General features: G+C 48.7%; 10 protein-coding genes. 2 read left to right on the top strand and 8 right to left on the bottom strand.

Annotated features, from left to right (window positions below; translation table 11 throughout):
* Positions 1 to 201: 201 nt before the first annotated feature.
* On the bottom strand, positions 202 to 4,794 hold the full coding sequence (gene gltB, locus OB236_RS34835) for a glutamate synthase large subunit (protein ID WP_262688158.1): 4,593 nt from the start codon (positions 4,792 to 4,794) through the stop codon (positions 202 to 204).
* 442 nt (positions 4,795 to 5,236) lie between these two features.
* Here gltB and OB236_RS34830 point away from each other — a divergent pair, with 442 nt between their 5' ends.
* The gene (locus OB236_RS34830) at positions 5,237 to 5,815 is read left to right on the top strand and encodes a thymidine kinase (RefSeq protein ID WP_262688157.1); all 579 of its coding nucleotides are present in this window, start codon (positions 5,237 to 5,239) and stop codon (positions 5,813 to 5,815) included.
* 104 nt (positions 5,816 to 5,919) lie between these two features.
* Here OB236_RS34830 and OB236_RS34825 read toward each other — a convergent pair whose 3' ends face one another.
* The 3 genes from OB236_RS34825 to OB236_RS34815 all read right to left on the bottom strand — a co-directional run bounded on the left by OB236_RS34825 (position 5,920) and on the right by OB236_RS34815 (position 9,225).
* A complete protein-coding gene (locus OB236_RS34825) occupies positions 5,920 to 6,123 on the bottom strand; it encodes a hypothetical protein (RefSeq protein ID WP_076231268.1) in 204 nt (67 codons plus the stop codon).
* A gap of 189 nt (positions 6,124 to 6,312) precedes the next feature.
* On the bottom strand, positions 6,313 to 7,710 hold the full coding sequence (locus OB236_RS34820; RefSeq protein ID WP_262688156.1) for a (Fe-S)-binding protein: 1,398 nt from the start codon (positions 7,708 to 7,710) through the stop codon (positions 6,313 to 6,315).
* A gap of 3 nt (positions 7,711 to 7,713) precedes the next feature.
* Entirely contained in the window at positions 7,714 to 9,225 is a 1,512-nt protein-coding gene (locus tag OB236_RS34815) for an FAD-binding oxidoreductase (protein ID WP_262688155.1), read from the bottom strand.
* 156 nt (positions 9,226 to 9,381) lie between these two features.
* Between OB236_RS34815 and OB236_RS34810 the strand changes: the two genes are divergently transcribed.
* Positions 9,382 to 10,074, top strand: coding sequence for a FadR/GntR family transcriptional regulator (locus OB236_RS34810; protein ID WP_262688154.1), 693 nt, complete (start codon positions 9,382 to 9,384; stop codon positions 10,072 to 10,074).
* A gap of 15 nt (positions 10,075 to 10,089) precedes the next feature.
* On the opposite strand, the gene OB236_RS34805 is transcribed toward OB236_RS34810, so the two are convergent.
* The 4 genes from OB236_RS34805 to OB236_RS34790 all read right to left on the bottom strand — a co-directional run bounded on the left by OB236_RS34805 (position 10,090) and on the right by OB236_RS34790 (position 15,042).
* A complete protein-coding gene (locus OB236_RS34805) occupies positions 10,090 to 10,983 on the bottom strand; it encodes an ROK family protein (protein WP_317259414.1) in 894 nt (297 codons plus the stop codon).
* A gap of 40 nt (positions 10,984 to 11,023) precedes the next feature.
* Positions 11,024 to 12,028 (bottom strand): zinc-dependent alcohol dehydrogenase family protein, encoded by a 1,005-nt coding sequence (locus OB236_RS34800; RefSeq protein WP_262688153.1) that lies wholly within the window; start codon positions 12,026 to 12,028, stop codon positions 11,024 to 11,026.
* A gap of 117 nt (positions 12,029 to 12,145) precedes the next feature.
* Positions 12,146 to 14,191, bottom strand: coding sequence for a CBM96 family carbohydrate-binding protein (locus tag OB236_RS34795; RefSeq protein WP_262688152.1), 2,046 nt, complete (start codon positions 14,189 to 14,191; stop codon positions 12,146 to 12,148).
* Between the two features lie 65 nt (positions 14,192 to 14,256).
* Positions 14,257 to 15,042 (bottom strand): hypothetical protein, encoded by a 786-nt coding sequence (locus OB236_RS34790; RefSeq protein WP_262688151.1) that lies wholly within the window; start codon positions 15,040 to 15,042, stop codon positions 14,257 to 14,259.
* Positions 15,043 to 15,070: the final 28 nt, after the last annotated feature.

The following is a 15,070-nucleotide window of genomic DNA, read 5'->3' as shown; positions in this document are numbered from 1 at the left end:
CCATATTGGATTGTGAAAGCGCTTTAAATATTAATGTGATTAAAGGGTTCATGTCATTTCAATCGAGGAGCCAAGAGCTGCCCATCCTCTGTACCCCTATCCACACAGGTGCGGTAAAGGTACAGAGGATGGAGCCGACTCGAAGCAAACCTTATTTGCAAATTACGACATGAACCCTATCAAACCTACTGATGTTAAGGATTAGTTACCGCCTACACGGGATACATCCTTCATATTTTCTTCAAACGCCACTAGCATCGCTTCCTGTTGACTTAAACCGGACCGTTTTACGCGTTCAATCGCTTCAAACATCCGTTTGTAGTCCCTCGGAATGACCTTGACGAATTTCCACACGTACTCTTCCCAGTTTTTCAGGACACGTTCAGCTACCGAGCTTCCAGTAAAGGTAGCATGACGCTGAATCATATTGCGCAGCTCCTCAGCCTCGAAGGTCTCTTCAACCTGCTCCAGATAAACCATATCCTGGTTACATTGGTCTTTGAAGGTGCCATGCTCATCAAGTACATAAGCAGTACCACCCGACATTCCTGCTGCGAAGTTACGTCCGGTTGGACCCAATACGACTACACGTCCACCCGTCATGTATTCGCAGCCGTGGTCTCCTACACCTTCAACTACTGCACGAACGCCGGAGTTCCGTACGCAGAAGCGCTCCCCTGCCATACCGCGAATATAAGCATCTCCATCGGTTGCTCCGTAGAAAGCAACATTCCCGATAATAATGTTCTCTTCCGCTGCAAAGCTCGATTGCTCGGATGGGAATACGATAACTTTACCGCCAGATAAGCCTTTGCCGACGTAGTCGTTAGCATCGCCTTCCAGCGAGAGCGTAATGCCCTTAGGTACAAAAGCTCCAAAGCTTTGACCTGCAGAGCCATTAAAATGAATGCGGATCGTATCGTTCGGCAATCCCTCACGTCCATAACGGCGCGTAACCTCACTACCCAAAATGGTACCAACAACGCGGTTTACGTTATGAATCGGAAGGATCGCATGCACGTTCTTTTTCTCTTCCAGAGCAGGCTCACAAATGCTTAACAGCTCTTTCATATCCAAAGAATTCTCAAGTCCATGATCCTGAGCCATGGAGCAGAAGCTGCCCACATCTTCGCCAACCTCTGGCTTGTGTAGTAGCGGTGTCAAGTCAACGCCCTTGGCTTTCCAATGGTCGATGGCTTGCTTCGTTTCCAGAAATTCCGTGTGACCCACCATTTCTTCAATGGTACGGAATCCAAGCTCAGCCATCAGCTCACGAGCATCCTGGGCAACAAAGTTCATGAAATTCACCACATGCTCAGGGTCCCCAGTGTATTTGGCACGAAGCCGCGGGTTCTGTGTTGCGACACCGACCGGACACGTATCCAGATGACAAACTCTCATCATAATACAGCCAAGTGCAATCAAAGGTGTCGTTGCAAATCCAAACTCTTCGGCACCGAGTAGAGCAGCAACCACAACATCACGGCCTGTCATCAGCTTACCGTCAGTTTCAACCACAATCCGACTTCTCAGATTGTTCAGCATCAGCGTTTGATGCGTTTCAGCCAGACCAAGCTCCCATGGAAGTCCTGCGTGACGAATACTTGTTTGCGGTGAAGCACCCGTTCCTCCGTCATAGCCACTGATCAATACAACATCGGCTTTACCTTTGGCTACACCGGCAGCAATCGTGCCGACACCTACCTCGGATACGAGCTTGACGCTGATTCTTGCACGCGGATTGGCATTTTTCAAATCATGAATAAGCTCAGCCAAATCCTCGATCGAATAAATATCATGATGCGGTGGCGGCGAGATCAGTCCTACGCCTGGTGTAACACCGCGAACCTCGGCTACCCATGGATAAACCTTCGTACCCGGAAGTTGGCCGCCTTCACCCGGCTTGGCGCCTTGCGCCATTTTGATCTGAATTTCATCCGCATTCACCAGGTAGTTGCTCGTTACGCCAAAACGGCCCGATGCAACCTGCTTGATCGAACTGCGGCGTGAATCGCCATTCTCGTCCGGAGTGAAGCGATCATAATGCTCTCCGCCTTCACCTGTGTTCGATCTACCGCCGATGCGGTTCATCGCAATCGCCATATCCTCATGCGTCTCTTTGGAAATCGAGCCATAGGACATCGCACCGGTTTTAAAACGTTTGAACAATGATTCTACCGACTCAACTTCATCAATAGAAATGGGTTCACGGTGCGATTTGAACGAGAACAAAGCACGAAGCGACATAAATTTCTCATCTTGACCTTGTACCAAACCTGCAAATTTTTTGTACATCTCATAATTGTTCGTTCTTACCGCCGCTTGCAGTGCATGAATCGTTTCCGGGTTGTACAGATGCTCCTCGGCATTCTTACGCCATTGCAGCTCTCCGCCTGTATCCAGTCCACGATCACGACCCTCCTGCTCGGAGTAAGCCCGTTCATGGCGTAAAATCGCTTCCTGGGCAATCGTATCAATCTGAATACCGCTCACTGGCGTATACGTCCATGTAAAATATTTATCAACCACGGATTGATCCAAGCCAACAGCTTCAAAAATTTGTGCGCCGCGGTAGCTTTGAATGGTGGAAATCCCCATTTTGGCTAATACCTTAACGACACCTTTTGTTGAAGCCTTCACGTAGTTGTACAGTGCTTTTTCGATAGTGAGATCTTTCAATTTGTTCTGGCTGGACAAATCAATCAGAGTTTCCATCGCCAGATAAGGATTAATTGCGCTCACACCGTAGCCAAGCAGCAGAGCAAAATGATGCACTTCACGCGGTTCGCCGGATTCCAGCAGCAAGCCCACTTTGGTACGCGTGCCTACGCGGATCAAGTGATGATGCAGACCCGATACAGCCAGCAAAGCAGGAATTGCAGCGTTATTCGCATCCACGCCACGGTCGGATAAAATGAACAGGTTAGCCCCATCAGCAATAGCCTCGTCGGCAGCTGTATACAAAGCTTCCATTGCTTCTTCCAGTGCTTGTGTTCCGGAAGTTGGATTGAATAAGATCGGCAACGTTACGGTTTTAAAACCATCACGCTTGATCTCACGCAATTGAGCAAGCTCAGCATTGGTCAAAATCGGTGTAGCCAAACGGATCTGACGACAGCTTTCCGGTTCCGGCTGAATCAGATTGCGTTCTGGACCTACCGTTGTACCTTGTGCCGTAATGATCTCCTCAAAGTTGGAATCGATCGGCGGGTTGGTTACTTGGGCAAACAGCTGTTTGAAGTAGCTGTACAGCAGCTGTGGTCTGTCAGAAAGAACGGCAAGCGGCGCATCATACCCCATCGATCCAAGTGGATCAACACCTGTCTTGGCCATAGGCTCAATCACTTTACGAATGTTCTCAAAGGTATAACCAAACGCTTGCTGACGCTGCAGCACGGTAGCGTGGTCCGTCTGAGGAACAACTTCGGCTTGTGGCAGCTCCTCAAGTGAAATGAGGTGCTCATCCAGCCAAGCACGGTAAGGCTGCTCAGCAACAATCCCTGCTTTAACCTCTTCATCCGGTATAATACGTCCGGCGACCGTATCGATCAACAGCATCTTGCCCGGCTGCAGACGTTCTTTGCTGGCAATCCGCTCAGGAGCAATGTTCAGTACCCCTACCTCGGAAGCAAGTACAATCAAATCGTCTTTGGTTATATAATAGCGGCCTGGACGCAATCCGTTACGATCCAGAACAGCACCGATCATGCGGCCATCCGTAAAGGAAATGGCTGCAGGCCCATCCCATGGCTCCATAAGGCAGCTATGGTATTCGTAGAAAGCCTTCTTCTCGTCGCTCATCGTCGCATGCTTGGACCATGGCTCAGGAATCATCATCATTGCTGCATGTGGCAAGGAACGACCGGAGAGCATCAAAAACTCCAACGTGTTATCAAACATTTGGGAGTCGGAGCCATCTGCATCGATAATCGGCAGAATTTTTTTGAAATCATCACCGAACAGATCGGTATCGCACATCGCCTGGCGCGCATGCATCCAGTTCACGTTACCGCGAAGTGTGTTGATTTCGCCGTTGTGGATCACATAGCGGTAAGGATGGGCGCGTTCCCAACTCGGGAAGGTATTCGTACTGAACCGGGAATGGACAAGCGCAAGCGCCGTCTCAAACTTCGGATTTTTCAACTCAAGGTAATAATTGTCCACCTGTTCAGGTGTAAGCATACCTTTGTATACAATGGTACGGTTGGACAAGCTTGCAAAATAAAAGGCCTGCTCCTGATCAAGCGCACGAACTGCATTTTCAGTCAGCTTGCGAATGACAAAAAGCTTACGCTCAAAAGCCAGTTCCTGCGACGCCTCAACTGTCGATCCAATGAAAACCTGACGAACGAACGGCTCTGCCGATACGGCGGAAACGCCTAATGATGAGTTGTCAGTAGGAACCGTTCTCCATCCGATCAGACGCTGGCCGGTTTCCTTGATTTGCGCCTCAAGCACCTGCTCACAGGCTGCACGCTGAGCTGCATCCTGTGGTAGAAAGACCATACCGACACCATATTGGCCCGGCTCCGGTAATTCAATATGTTCAAGGGCAAGCTCCGCTTTAAAAAAGCTATGTGGAATTTGCAGTAAAATACCGGCTCCATCCCCCGTATTGCTTTCACTGCCTTGGCCACCGCGGTGATCCAGATTGCAAAGCACATTCAACGCTTGACCCACAATTTCATGGGATGGCTTCCCTTTAATATTAGCTACAAAACCGATGCCGCACGCATCATGCTCAAACTGTGGGTCATAAAGACCTTGTTTGACTGGTAATCCTTTTCTGCTCATGTTGTACAACCTTTCTTCCTGTAAGATTAACTTCCATGCTTGCAAAATCATGCCGATTCTACGAACGTTATAAATGATAATATGTTTTATATTAACACCTGAGACCTAACATATCAATTTAAAAAATATCATTTTTTCGATAAAAAGCTATCTTTTTTCGCAACGATTTCACTTAATATTCGGTTTTTACTACGCTTAAACCGCTAAAAGCTAACATGAGACCCCCTAAAAGCAGGCTAAAATGCTCAAAATCGTGATCAAGCGAGCAATAAATCCTGATACATAAATTGTGCATTCAATCGCTTCTTTGTGCCTTCTACAAATGCCTATTAAATTCCAAATGATTAACGAAAGCTTCCATGTAGGCATAGACCTATACATTTATAGGGCATCCTGTGCTATGATATTGGACATATTTCAGCGGAGAGGACTGTCTATCTCAGTGGCCAAACTTTATTTTCGATACGGCACCATGAACAGCGGCAAATCTATAGAAGTATTAAGAACCGTCCATAACTATGAAGAGCAGGGCAAGAAGGTATTGCTGTTCACTCCATCCGTCGATGATCGACACGGGATCGGTACGGTAACGTCAAGAATCGGGATGCAAAAAAAGGCGATTATCATTGATGATCGCATCGATATGGTGGAGCTCGCCTCGACAGAAAAGCCAAACTGTATTTTATTGGATGAGGCACAGTTTTTAACAAAGGCTCAGGTTCAGCAATTGGCAGACATTGTGGATACGCTGGACATCCCTGTTATTGCCTACGGCCTGCGTGCCGACTTTATGGGCGTGTTATTCGAAGGCAGCTATCATCTGCTGGCGATGGCAGATAAAATTGAGGAAATCAAAACCGTCTGCTGGTTTTGCGATAAAAAAGCGATTATGAATATGCGCTGCAAGGATGGGGTTGCCCTATTCGAAGGGGAACAGATTCAAATTGGCGGTAATGAAAGCTACTTGCCTGTGTGCCGCAAATGCTATGCATCAAAACGTAAGGCAGCTCATAAGCTGTAGCAGGGATGTCCACACAAGGGGATGAGGCAGTCGGAGCGTTCGACCTGCCTGGTCCTCTTTTTTGTACAAAAAAACCGGTCTACAGGCGCCTGCATGAGCAGAGCTTACCTGTTGACCAGTTCCTTGACCTTCTTTAAGGAAAGACCAGTTTGATGAACCACGTCCATCATATTGGCATAGGGATTTTGATTCAGAAAGTTTTTTACCGTGTGTGTATCCTCGATAAATTGCTTGAAGCAATCCAGACATAACGCTTCTGCTTGTTGGAGCTGCAGCTTCCCGCAGCTGCTGCAGTTGGATAGAATCATTACATCTCACATCCTATGTCAGCTTAATCAACCCTAAACAGCTTCCTTATTATCGAATAATCATCAATCATTACCCTTCTATTCGACATAAGAAACAAAAAAACTGTTGTAGTCTCTTTGAACATGAACTTATAATAGACCATTTCGGTGATCAAGCTGATTTTATAGGGGTAGAAATGAAATAAATTGTTAAATATTGTTTTTATTTGCCTCGTAATCGACAGATTCAGCCAAAAAGTCGATCACATGCACGGCTTTTCTATGCTGGCCTTGCTCGGAACGCAAAATTCCCCACTGCATTTGCAGTAAGCAGCCCGGATTGGCGGTAACAATCGTTTGAGCCTGGGTCTGATCGACCAGCTCCATTTTATGATCAAGCACCTGTGTCGACATTTGCGGCTGTGTGAGATTGTAAATGCCCGCTGATCCACAGCACGTATCCGCACCCTGAAGCTCGTTAAGCTGTACACCGGGAATCGACTTCAACAAATCACGCGGCTGCCGATTGACCCGCATCACATTTCGCAGGTGGCATGAATCCTGATACGTTACAAGCTTCACGGGAGCATCAGGTGCAGCCGGCTTCAATACCAGTGGTCGGCCATAATCGATCAACAGCTCTGACACATCCTTCAATCGGTCCACAAAATCCTTGGCAGCGGGAACAAGTGACGCCTCCGCATGCAGCAGATGGTCATATTCCTTCAAGCTGGCACCACAGCCTCCCGCATTGCTCGCGATATAATCTACCTGGGCATGAGCAAATACATCAATATTGGTGCGGGCAAGACGACGGGCGCTCTCCGCTTCTCCGGCATGGGCATGCAGAGCACCACAGCAGGTTTGAGCCTCAGGAATCGCAACCTCAAAGCCTGCTTCGCAAAGCAGCTTGACGGTATTAATATTCGTAGAAGTAAACAATACATCCATGATACACCCGCGGAACATGCCTACGCGAGCTCGCTTGTCACCAACCTGCGGAATGACCAGAATCCGCTGTCCATTGGCTGCAGTCTCCCAGGCTGCCGGAAGTCCCAGCTTCTCCCACGCTGCAATAACGCCATCGGAGGAAGCCGGCGGCAGTATCTGCTCCATCTCCCGCATATGCCGGGGGAACAGCTTCATCACACCGCTTTTTTGCGTTAGAGTCTGCATACCGGAACGTTGGTACAGCTTAAGCAATCCGCCTACCATCCGCATACGACCATGATTCGGAAACAATCGTTCCATGAATAAGGTACGAACCGCTTTGACATGCCAAGGGAACTCGGTTTCTGTAGCTATCGATTCTCTGGCCTGCTCGATCAATTGGCCATATTTCACATCCGATGGACAGGCCGGCTCGCAAGCACGACAGCCAAGACATAGATCCATCTGCTCCTTGAACTGCTGACCTGGCTCCATGAACCCATCGGCGACCGCCTTCATCAGTGCGATCCTTCCCCGGGGCGAGGCCGCTTCAAGTCCGGTTTCATTAAAGGTCGGACAGGCAGTCTGACAGAAGCCGCAGCGCATACAATTCGTCAGCTGGTCATAATCCAAGGTGGCAATCAATTTATCCTTGAGCGCTTGTTGTGTAGTTTCCACCTTTTACCCCTCCCCATGGGTCTTTTGACCATTATGCTCGTTATGGATTGGATCGACGGCCTGCTTGGTCCCTGAGTGGGGCTCATGCGGCGTTGTATCGTCTGCTTCGTTCTTATATACAATCCGCTTACGCGTCTCGGCGAACAGCTTGCCGGGGTTGAGAATGTTGTCTGGATCAAATGCCGCCTTCAGACGTTTCATGATATCAACACCGGAAGCACCTACCTTCCATTCCAAAAAGGGTGCCTTGACCATACCGACACCATGCTCACCAGTAATCGTCCCACCCATGCCGATAGCCGCTTCAAAGATTTCCTCAAAGGCCAGCTCGACCCTGTGAAGCTCCTCCTCGTCTCGCGCATCCGTCATCGCCGTCGGATGCAAATTGCCATCGCCTGCGTGCCCGAAGGTACAAATTTGAACATCATGCTTGCTGGCGATCCGCTGTATTTCCAGCACCATATCAGCAAGCCTTGAACGCGGTACGGTGGCATCCTCGAGAATCGTCGTCGGACGCAAGCGCGACAAAGCGGCAAGTGCCGTCCGGCGGGCCTCCATAACCTTGGCACCCTCCTCAGGAGTTGCTGCAACCTTAACCTGAATCGCTCCCTGCTGCTTGCAAATGTCGGCGATTTTCAACAAATCGCGCTCGACCATGGCTTCGTCCCCATCCTGCTCAATGGCCAGAATCGCTTCTGCATCCACCGGCAATCCGATCTTGGAAAAGTCCTCAACGACGCGAATTGTCGCTTTATCCATAAATTCCAGCGTACAGGGCGTAATCCGGCTGGCTACAATTTGTGATACGGTTCGAGCTGCCGATTGAAGATCACTGAAGATCGCAATCATGGAACGTCGGAAGTCCGGCCGCGGAACAAGCTTCACGGTAGCCTCGGTCAAGATGGCCAGCGTACCACCAGAACCAACAAGCAGCCTCGTCAGATCGTAACCCGCCACATCCTTGACCAGCTTGCCACCTGTACGTAAAATCTCGCCATTGGCCAACACAGCCTCCAGGCCGATAACATAATCCTTGGTCGTTCCGTATTTCAGTCCGCGCAAGCCCCCTGCTCCCAGCGCAATATTACCGCCCATCGTACAAATAATCATGCTGCTCGGGTCTGGAGGATAAAATAAACCAGTTTCTTCGACCGCCAAATGGAATTTCTTCGTATTCAAGCCGGTTTGAAAGGTGGCGGTCAAATTGTTCTGGTCGATCTCGATCAGCTTGTTCATCCGCGTCATTACCATCACGAGACCGCCCTGCATCGGAACGGTGCCTGCGCACAGATTACTGCCTGCACCACGTCCAATTACAGGAATCCGATTGGCGGCGCATATCTTCATCACAGCCGACACCTCTGCGGTTGAAGCCGGAAATACGACGCCATCAGGCATCGCCTGGTAAAGCGGGGTTGCATCGTAGCTGTAGGAAACAAGCGTTTCATTATCATATTTGTACCAGCCTGGGCCTACAGCAGCCTTCAGCTCTTCATGTACGGATGGTGATATCATCGATATAAAGCCTCCCCGTTGCATATTGAATCGTTCTGATTTACAATCATAAATAGCAAATAATAATTAGTCAGGTCATCTGATGACTTTAATTATAAGAGGTTGCTTTTACCTGTGTCAATATCGAATTAACCTATTAATGAAAGGATCGATATTATGCTGATTCCAAAAGCTTCTGCTGTAGTCTCAGAAGCTCTACGCGAACAAATTATGAAGGGGGATTGGCTCGTTGGCTCACGGCTTCCTTCCGTTGAAAAGCTGGCTGAGCTCTTTCAGGTCGGGCGCTCCACGATCCGCGAGGCATTGGCTTCGCTGAAAGCCCAAGGCTGGGTGGACGTACGCCACGGTGGAGGTACCTTCGTGCTTAAAGATAAAGAGCCTGCCATTGGAATTTGGCAGGCTCCTGAAATTCAGGATATCAAACAGCTCAAAGCCTGGCTTGAGCTGCGTTATATACTCGAAACGGAAAGCGCAAGCCTGGCAGCTGGGCGCCGCTCGGCTGAGCAGCTCGCCTTGCTCAAACAAATCATCCAGGAGATGATGACGCTCCAGGAGGAAAACCAGCTTGATCAGGCTGACATCCGCTTTCACGTTGCGATTGCACAAGCCTCAGGAAATCCGCTGCTTGCGGGAACGCTGGAGTCATTGTTTTCTTCCATGGGACCCATCATGCGTGAAAGCCGACGTCTCTGGCTATTCGCCGAACAGAGTGAAGCGTCCAGACTGTCAGACGAGCATTTTCAACTGGTAGAAGCGATAGAACAAGGCTCTGCCACACTCGCCAAAAAACGTATGGCCTCCCATCTACGCAAAGTTGAGCAAACGCTGCAGCGGCTTAGCAGCAGTTGAACGAAAGCTACAACACTAGACTGTAACTCGGCTCCGCTCCAGCTCCTGCCTTGCCAGCACTAAAGAACCACTCAAACCGGCATTGTCCCCCAAAGCGGGTGGTACAATATATTGGCCGATTTTCTCAGCTGTCAGCTCTTCCTTCTGGACATAGCCGTTCAATATACTAATAACATGACGGTGGATTAACGGAAATAATTGCTTTTGCTTCATGACACCGCCGCCAAGGATGATTTTCTTAGGAGAAAGAATATAGATGAAGTTCGTCACAGCCTGCGCTAAATAATAAGCTTCGAATTCCCATACTTGCTGGTTCTCCACCAGATCAATCCCTTTGCGGCCCCAACGTTTCTCGATGGCAGGTCCTGCAGCCATACCCTCCAGACAATCACTATGGTAGGGACAAGATCCAACAAACGTATCCTCCGGATGACGCTTTACCAGAATGTGTCCCATCTCTGGATGAAGCAGGCCGTGCAGCAGCTTGCCCTCTACCACGGCTCCTGCGCCGATTCCGGTACCAATGGTCACATATACGCAGCTGTCCAGTCCTTTGGCTGCTCCCCACTCCGCTTCCCCAAGAGCTGCAGCATTCACATCAGTGTCAAATCCCATCGGCACATGAATATGCTTGCGAAGCTCGCTCAGGATCGGGTACTGACTCCAATATGGCTTCGGCGTAGTCGTAACGCTTCCGTAGGTAGCACTCTCTTTATTCAGATCAATCGGACCAAATGATCCGATTCCTATCGCTTCAACCTGCTTGTCTGCATAATAACGAATCACTTGACCCAAGGTCTCTTCCGGTGTTGTTGTCGGAAAGCTGATCCGATCCATGATTTCACCGTGCTCGTTGCCAATCCCGCAAACAAATTTAGTGCCTCCTGCTTCTATTGCTCCCAAAATCATAATCGTAGGTCTCCTCCATCAATAGCAATTAATTTGATTCTTAATATACAATAACACCTTTGTTCACATTCATTTTAGGATAATCGCCCATCACCTGTGGTATATCTGCAAGCTTGAATTTGTGGCTGATTAACGGCTCTATACTGACGATTCCCTGTTGAATAAGGGCAATGGCTTCCTCGTGTGTGTGCGGATTAATAAATGAACCTAATACACGAAGCTCCTTGGCAAAAATCGCAAACGGCGACACCTTGATTTGAGTGGCTGGTGAAGCAACGCCAAACAGCAGCACCTGACCACCTTTTCCCGCAGCTTCAAAAGCCAGCTCCATCGATTCGGGGCGTCCTACGCATTCAATAACGACATCGGCCTGGCTCTTCAACTGCTCCACAACGTCCGCAGTCGGGCTTACGACCTCGTCCGCTCCTAATGCGAGCAGTGCCGCATGCTTCTCAGCTGCAGGGTCACTGACGATGATTCGAGCTGCTCCCTGCTTCTTGACCAGCTGCAGGAACAATTGACCGATAAATCCGCCACCGATCAAGAGCACGGTATGAATCGGACGAATGTCGAGCTTCTTAAAACCATGAAGCACACAACCGAGCGGCTCAACCATAGCTCCTTCCACAAAGCTCATTGAATCGGGGAGCAGGTAACAATTGGCTGCAGGCGCTACACAATATTCACCCATCCCACCGTCTCGCGTAACACCGACTGCCTGAAGGTGATCACACAGGTTCAGCTGACCATTGCGGCAATATCGGCAGCTACCGCAGTAAATATTCGGATCAACCGATACCCGATCCCCCACTTTAAGCTGGGTGACACCTTCCCCGCATTCCGTGACTTCACCAGCAAGCTCATGTCCCAGCACGATTGGAGGTGTAACGGCTGCCGAACCCGGATTTCCGTGATAAATATGCTGGTCCGTACCGCAAATACCACAGCCTTGAACACGAATTCTAACCTCTCCGGGCATAAGCTCGGCTGGCTCCCATGCGACTACTTCAATATGATGCTTGCCTTGCAATACCGCTGCCCGCATGTCACTATCTCTCCTTTAATTTATACTTCTCAAATCTTAACAAAAAAACAACAGCCCCACAATACAAAGCAAGTCACATTGACTGCATAGTATGGTGAGGCTGGTTATTCAACGCTTTTAAGGTGTGATATTCAGATGCGGCCGCCCTCCGATATCGGTGCTTTCTTTTGAAGCATAGGAAACATTCCCATTGGAATTCACAGGTGATGTACTATAAACCCGAATTGAAAGCTTTTTGCCGCTCGTCATAGCCGCTTGCACCTGAGAGGTCACATTAATCGTAATCGGTGTGCCGCTAGTAATGGTATACGCACCAAGAACGGTGCTGGACGCTGGCTTGGTGTTCCATGTAATGGCCCCTTCTGTCCAGGTATTGTCGCTAACCAAGGCTACCTCATTCTGGATGCCGGTTGAGGCCGCAGCTGTAGGGGTGAGTGTAATCGATGCCGCCGATACGGTTCCGCTATAGCTGCCAAAATCAAATTTAAAATAACCGTCACGCTTATAGCTGGTCAAGTCATTCTTGGTATCTATGGTGACTGCAGTAGTTCCCGCCTGATTGGTTCCGGCATAGGTTCCATCACGAACCGTGGCATCATCCACAGCCGTCCATACATTCGGAAGGGTCACCCCAGTTCCATTATAGGCACCGCGGTTTGGAGCAGTCGAAGCAGATACGGTGTTCCCCCAGTAGTCCTTACCACCATTGTTGCTTATAAGCAGACCCGACCCCAGAGCAGGTGAACCCGATCCCAGCTTATAGCCATTTACTGAGTTGAGGCCTGTTCCTCCGCTGCCTGCGCCCGCCAAGAGAGGATCGGTGGTAAGCTTGTGAGCATCGGTGGGTTCACTCGCAGGATGATTGCCATAAAAGAGGTTATAATCATAAACATCATTGGCTTTTACCGTATACCCGCCACTTCCCAAATTATATACGATGTTGTTTTTGAAATAGATCGGATTGCTGCCGCTCAATCCAGTCGTAATACTCGTGCCTAAGCCTGAGCGAATATAAAAAGTGTTGTTATAAATGTTCGCGTTCAACGGTGTATAGCCGCTGTTAAACTGAAAAATTCGTGCACGATCATTTTGGCTAATATTATAGCGAACGACCATATTATCATTACGGATCGATCCGTTACCCATGACCAGGAGAAACCCGCCTTCATTGTCATGGCTGTAATTGTATTGGACCGTGCATCCAGTTAGATTATAGTCGCAATCGAAGCCTTGACCGTCATTCGTTGTTTTCGTATTATAGGCTTCATTAAATTGCATCACCGAATTGGTGCTGTTAATAGCCCATATCGCCACATTATAATGGGTGTCCCGCGCATGTACTGTGTTCACGACATTATATTGGATCAGGCCGTTAATGGATGCACGCATCACAATGCCGTCCCCGCCAATATCATTCAGTGTATTATTGCTGATGACGAGATTGGTATACGGCTCGAAATTTCCACTGCCGTCATTGTTGCCCCAGGAGCTGCCATTGCTTATACCGGTGCGGTCGGCCCTTTCCACCGTATTGCCGTCGATCAATACATCATTCCATTTCGTCCGCACAGCAGTCCCTGACACCGTAACGAAGATACCTCCGGTAACCTTGAGTTCATCCGTATTGGTACCCTTAATATCGTGAATGTACAGGTTTTTGATATAAAAATGATTATAGGTCCCCACATCGTGCGCTTCGACCTTAACCCCGTATCGATCCCCTTCCGCCGCTGCAGTATTGGTTACCTCCAGATTGTTAATTTCCCAATATTGCTGGTTGTAGAAGTAGACGGTCGCCCCGGTCAAACCATTACCGTTAAAAATCGGCTTATTCCCTGTACCGTACTTGTCTATAATAATCGGAGAGCCAGCAGAACCGGACCCCAGCGGATGCAATTGACCGGACCATGTGGAGCCTGACTTAAAAAGAATTTTATCACCCGGCTGAAAGGTCGTACCGTTGACTTGGGTCAAAGTTTTCCATGGTGCCCCCATGCTTAGACCATTGTTGCTGTCATTGCCGCCAACAGAATCTACATAATAGGTTGTATTGTTGGCATAGGTGGTAGTCGTCCAGGCGGGTATGGACACAGCGAAGGCTAACATGAGTAAGAACATCAAACCGAGCGACCCACAGAGACGAACTGCCTTGATTAACTTCATTAATCATTCTCCTCATCAATTAAAATATAAGCGCTTACAACAATCATCTGCTGCAACAACTTCTCTTATTGCATCTGGATTTGTTGATAAATTGGTTCCATCACCACCACCTTTGCTGCTTCAAGCTCCTGCTTTACTCTAGCATCGTAATTGGCGTCAATCAGACGCTGCTTTACACTATCCTTGACCTCACTGTACGGAATGTAACTGCCAGCTTTTCGCTCTCCCGGCTCTTGATAAAGCTTGCCCTTCAGCTGCTCATAAAGATTGATCAGCTCTTGTTCAGATACGGCCTCTTCTCGCTCATTCATAACGGCCTTTAATTGGATGATCATCGTTGATTGCACGTAAGTGTAGTAACCCCATTCCTCGTATTGCCGTGGACCATAAATCACACGATTGTTAGCTACAGCCTCCTGTCGCCTTTGGTTCTCCTTTGCCCATTTATCAAGAAACGAAGAATAGCTGGTATCCTCCAGCAGACCGAATTGCTGTGCCAACAACTGCTGCACCTTTACCTGTTTAATTTGCTCCAAGGCCAGCTGCTTGGCCTTTATGATAGGTACCTCCCCCTGAAAGCTCGTAGTCCAAAATGTAGAAGAGTCGTCTGCATCGAATTTTTGTTTGAAATAACTGGTAACCTGGGCCTTTACCTGGGACAAAAACAGATTGAATTCCCGTTCCTCTATGACTGCTCCATTGATATAAGCAACCGTTGGACTAGTTAAATTGGATGAATAGGTTGAATTTCCCCGTTCCGTATGCTGCCAGGAGATATAGCCAGTGCAAACAATTGCCGATACAAGGATAGCAATTGCACAAATAAGAATTCTGCCACCTGCTTGTCTCATGAGCTCCCTCCTATAGTTGTTGGCACAG

The sequence above is a fragment of the Paenibacillus baimaensis genome (assembly GCF_025567575.1).
Note: the sequence above shows the minus strand (reverse complement) of the source record. Positions and strands in the feature narration are given on the sequence as shown.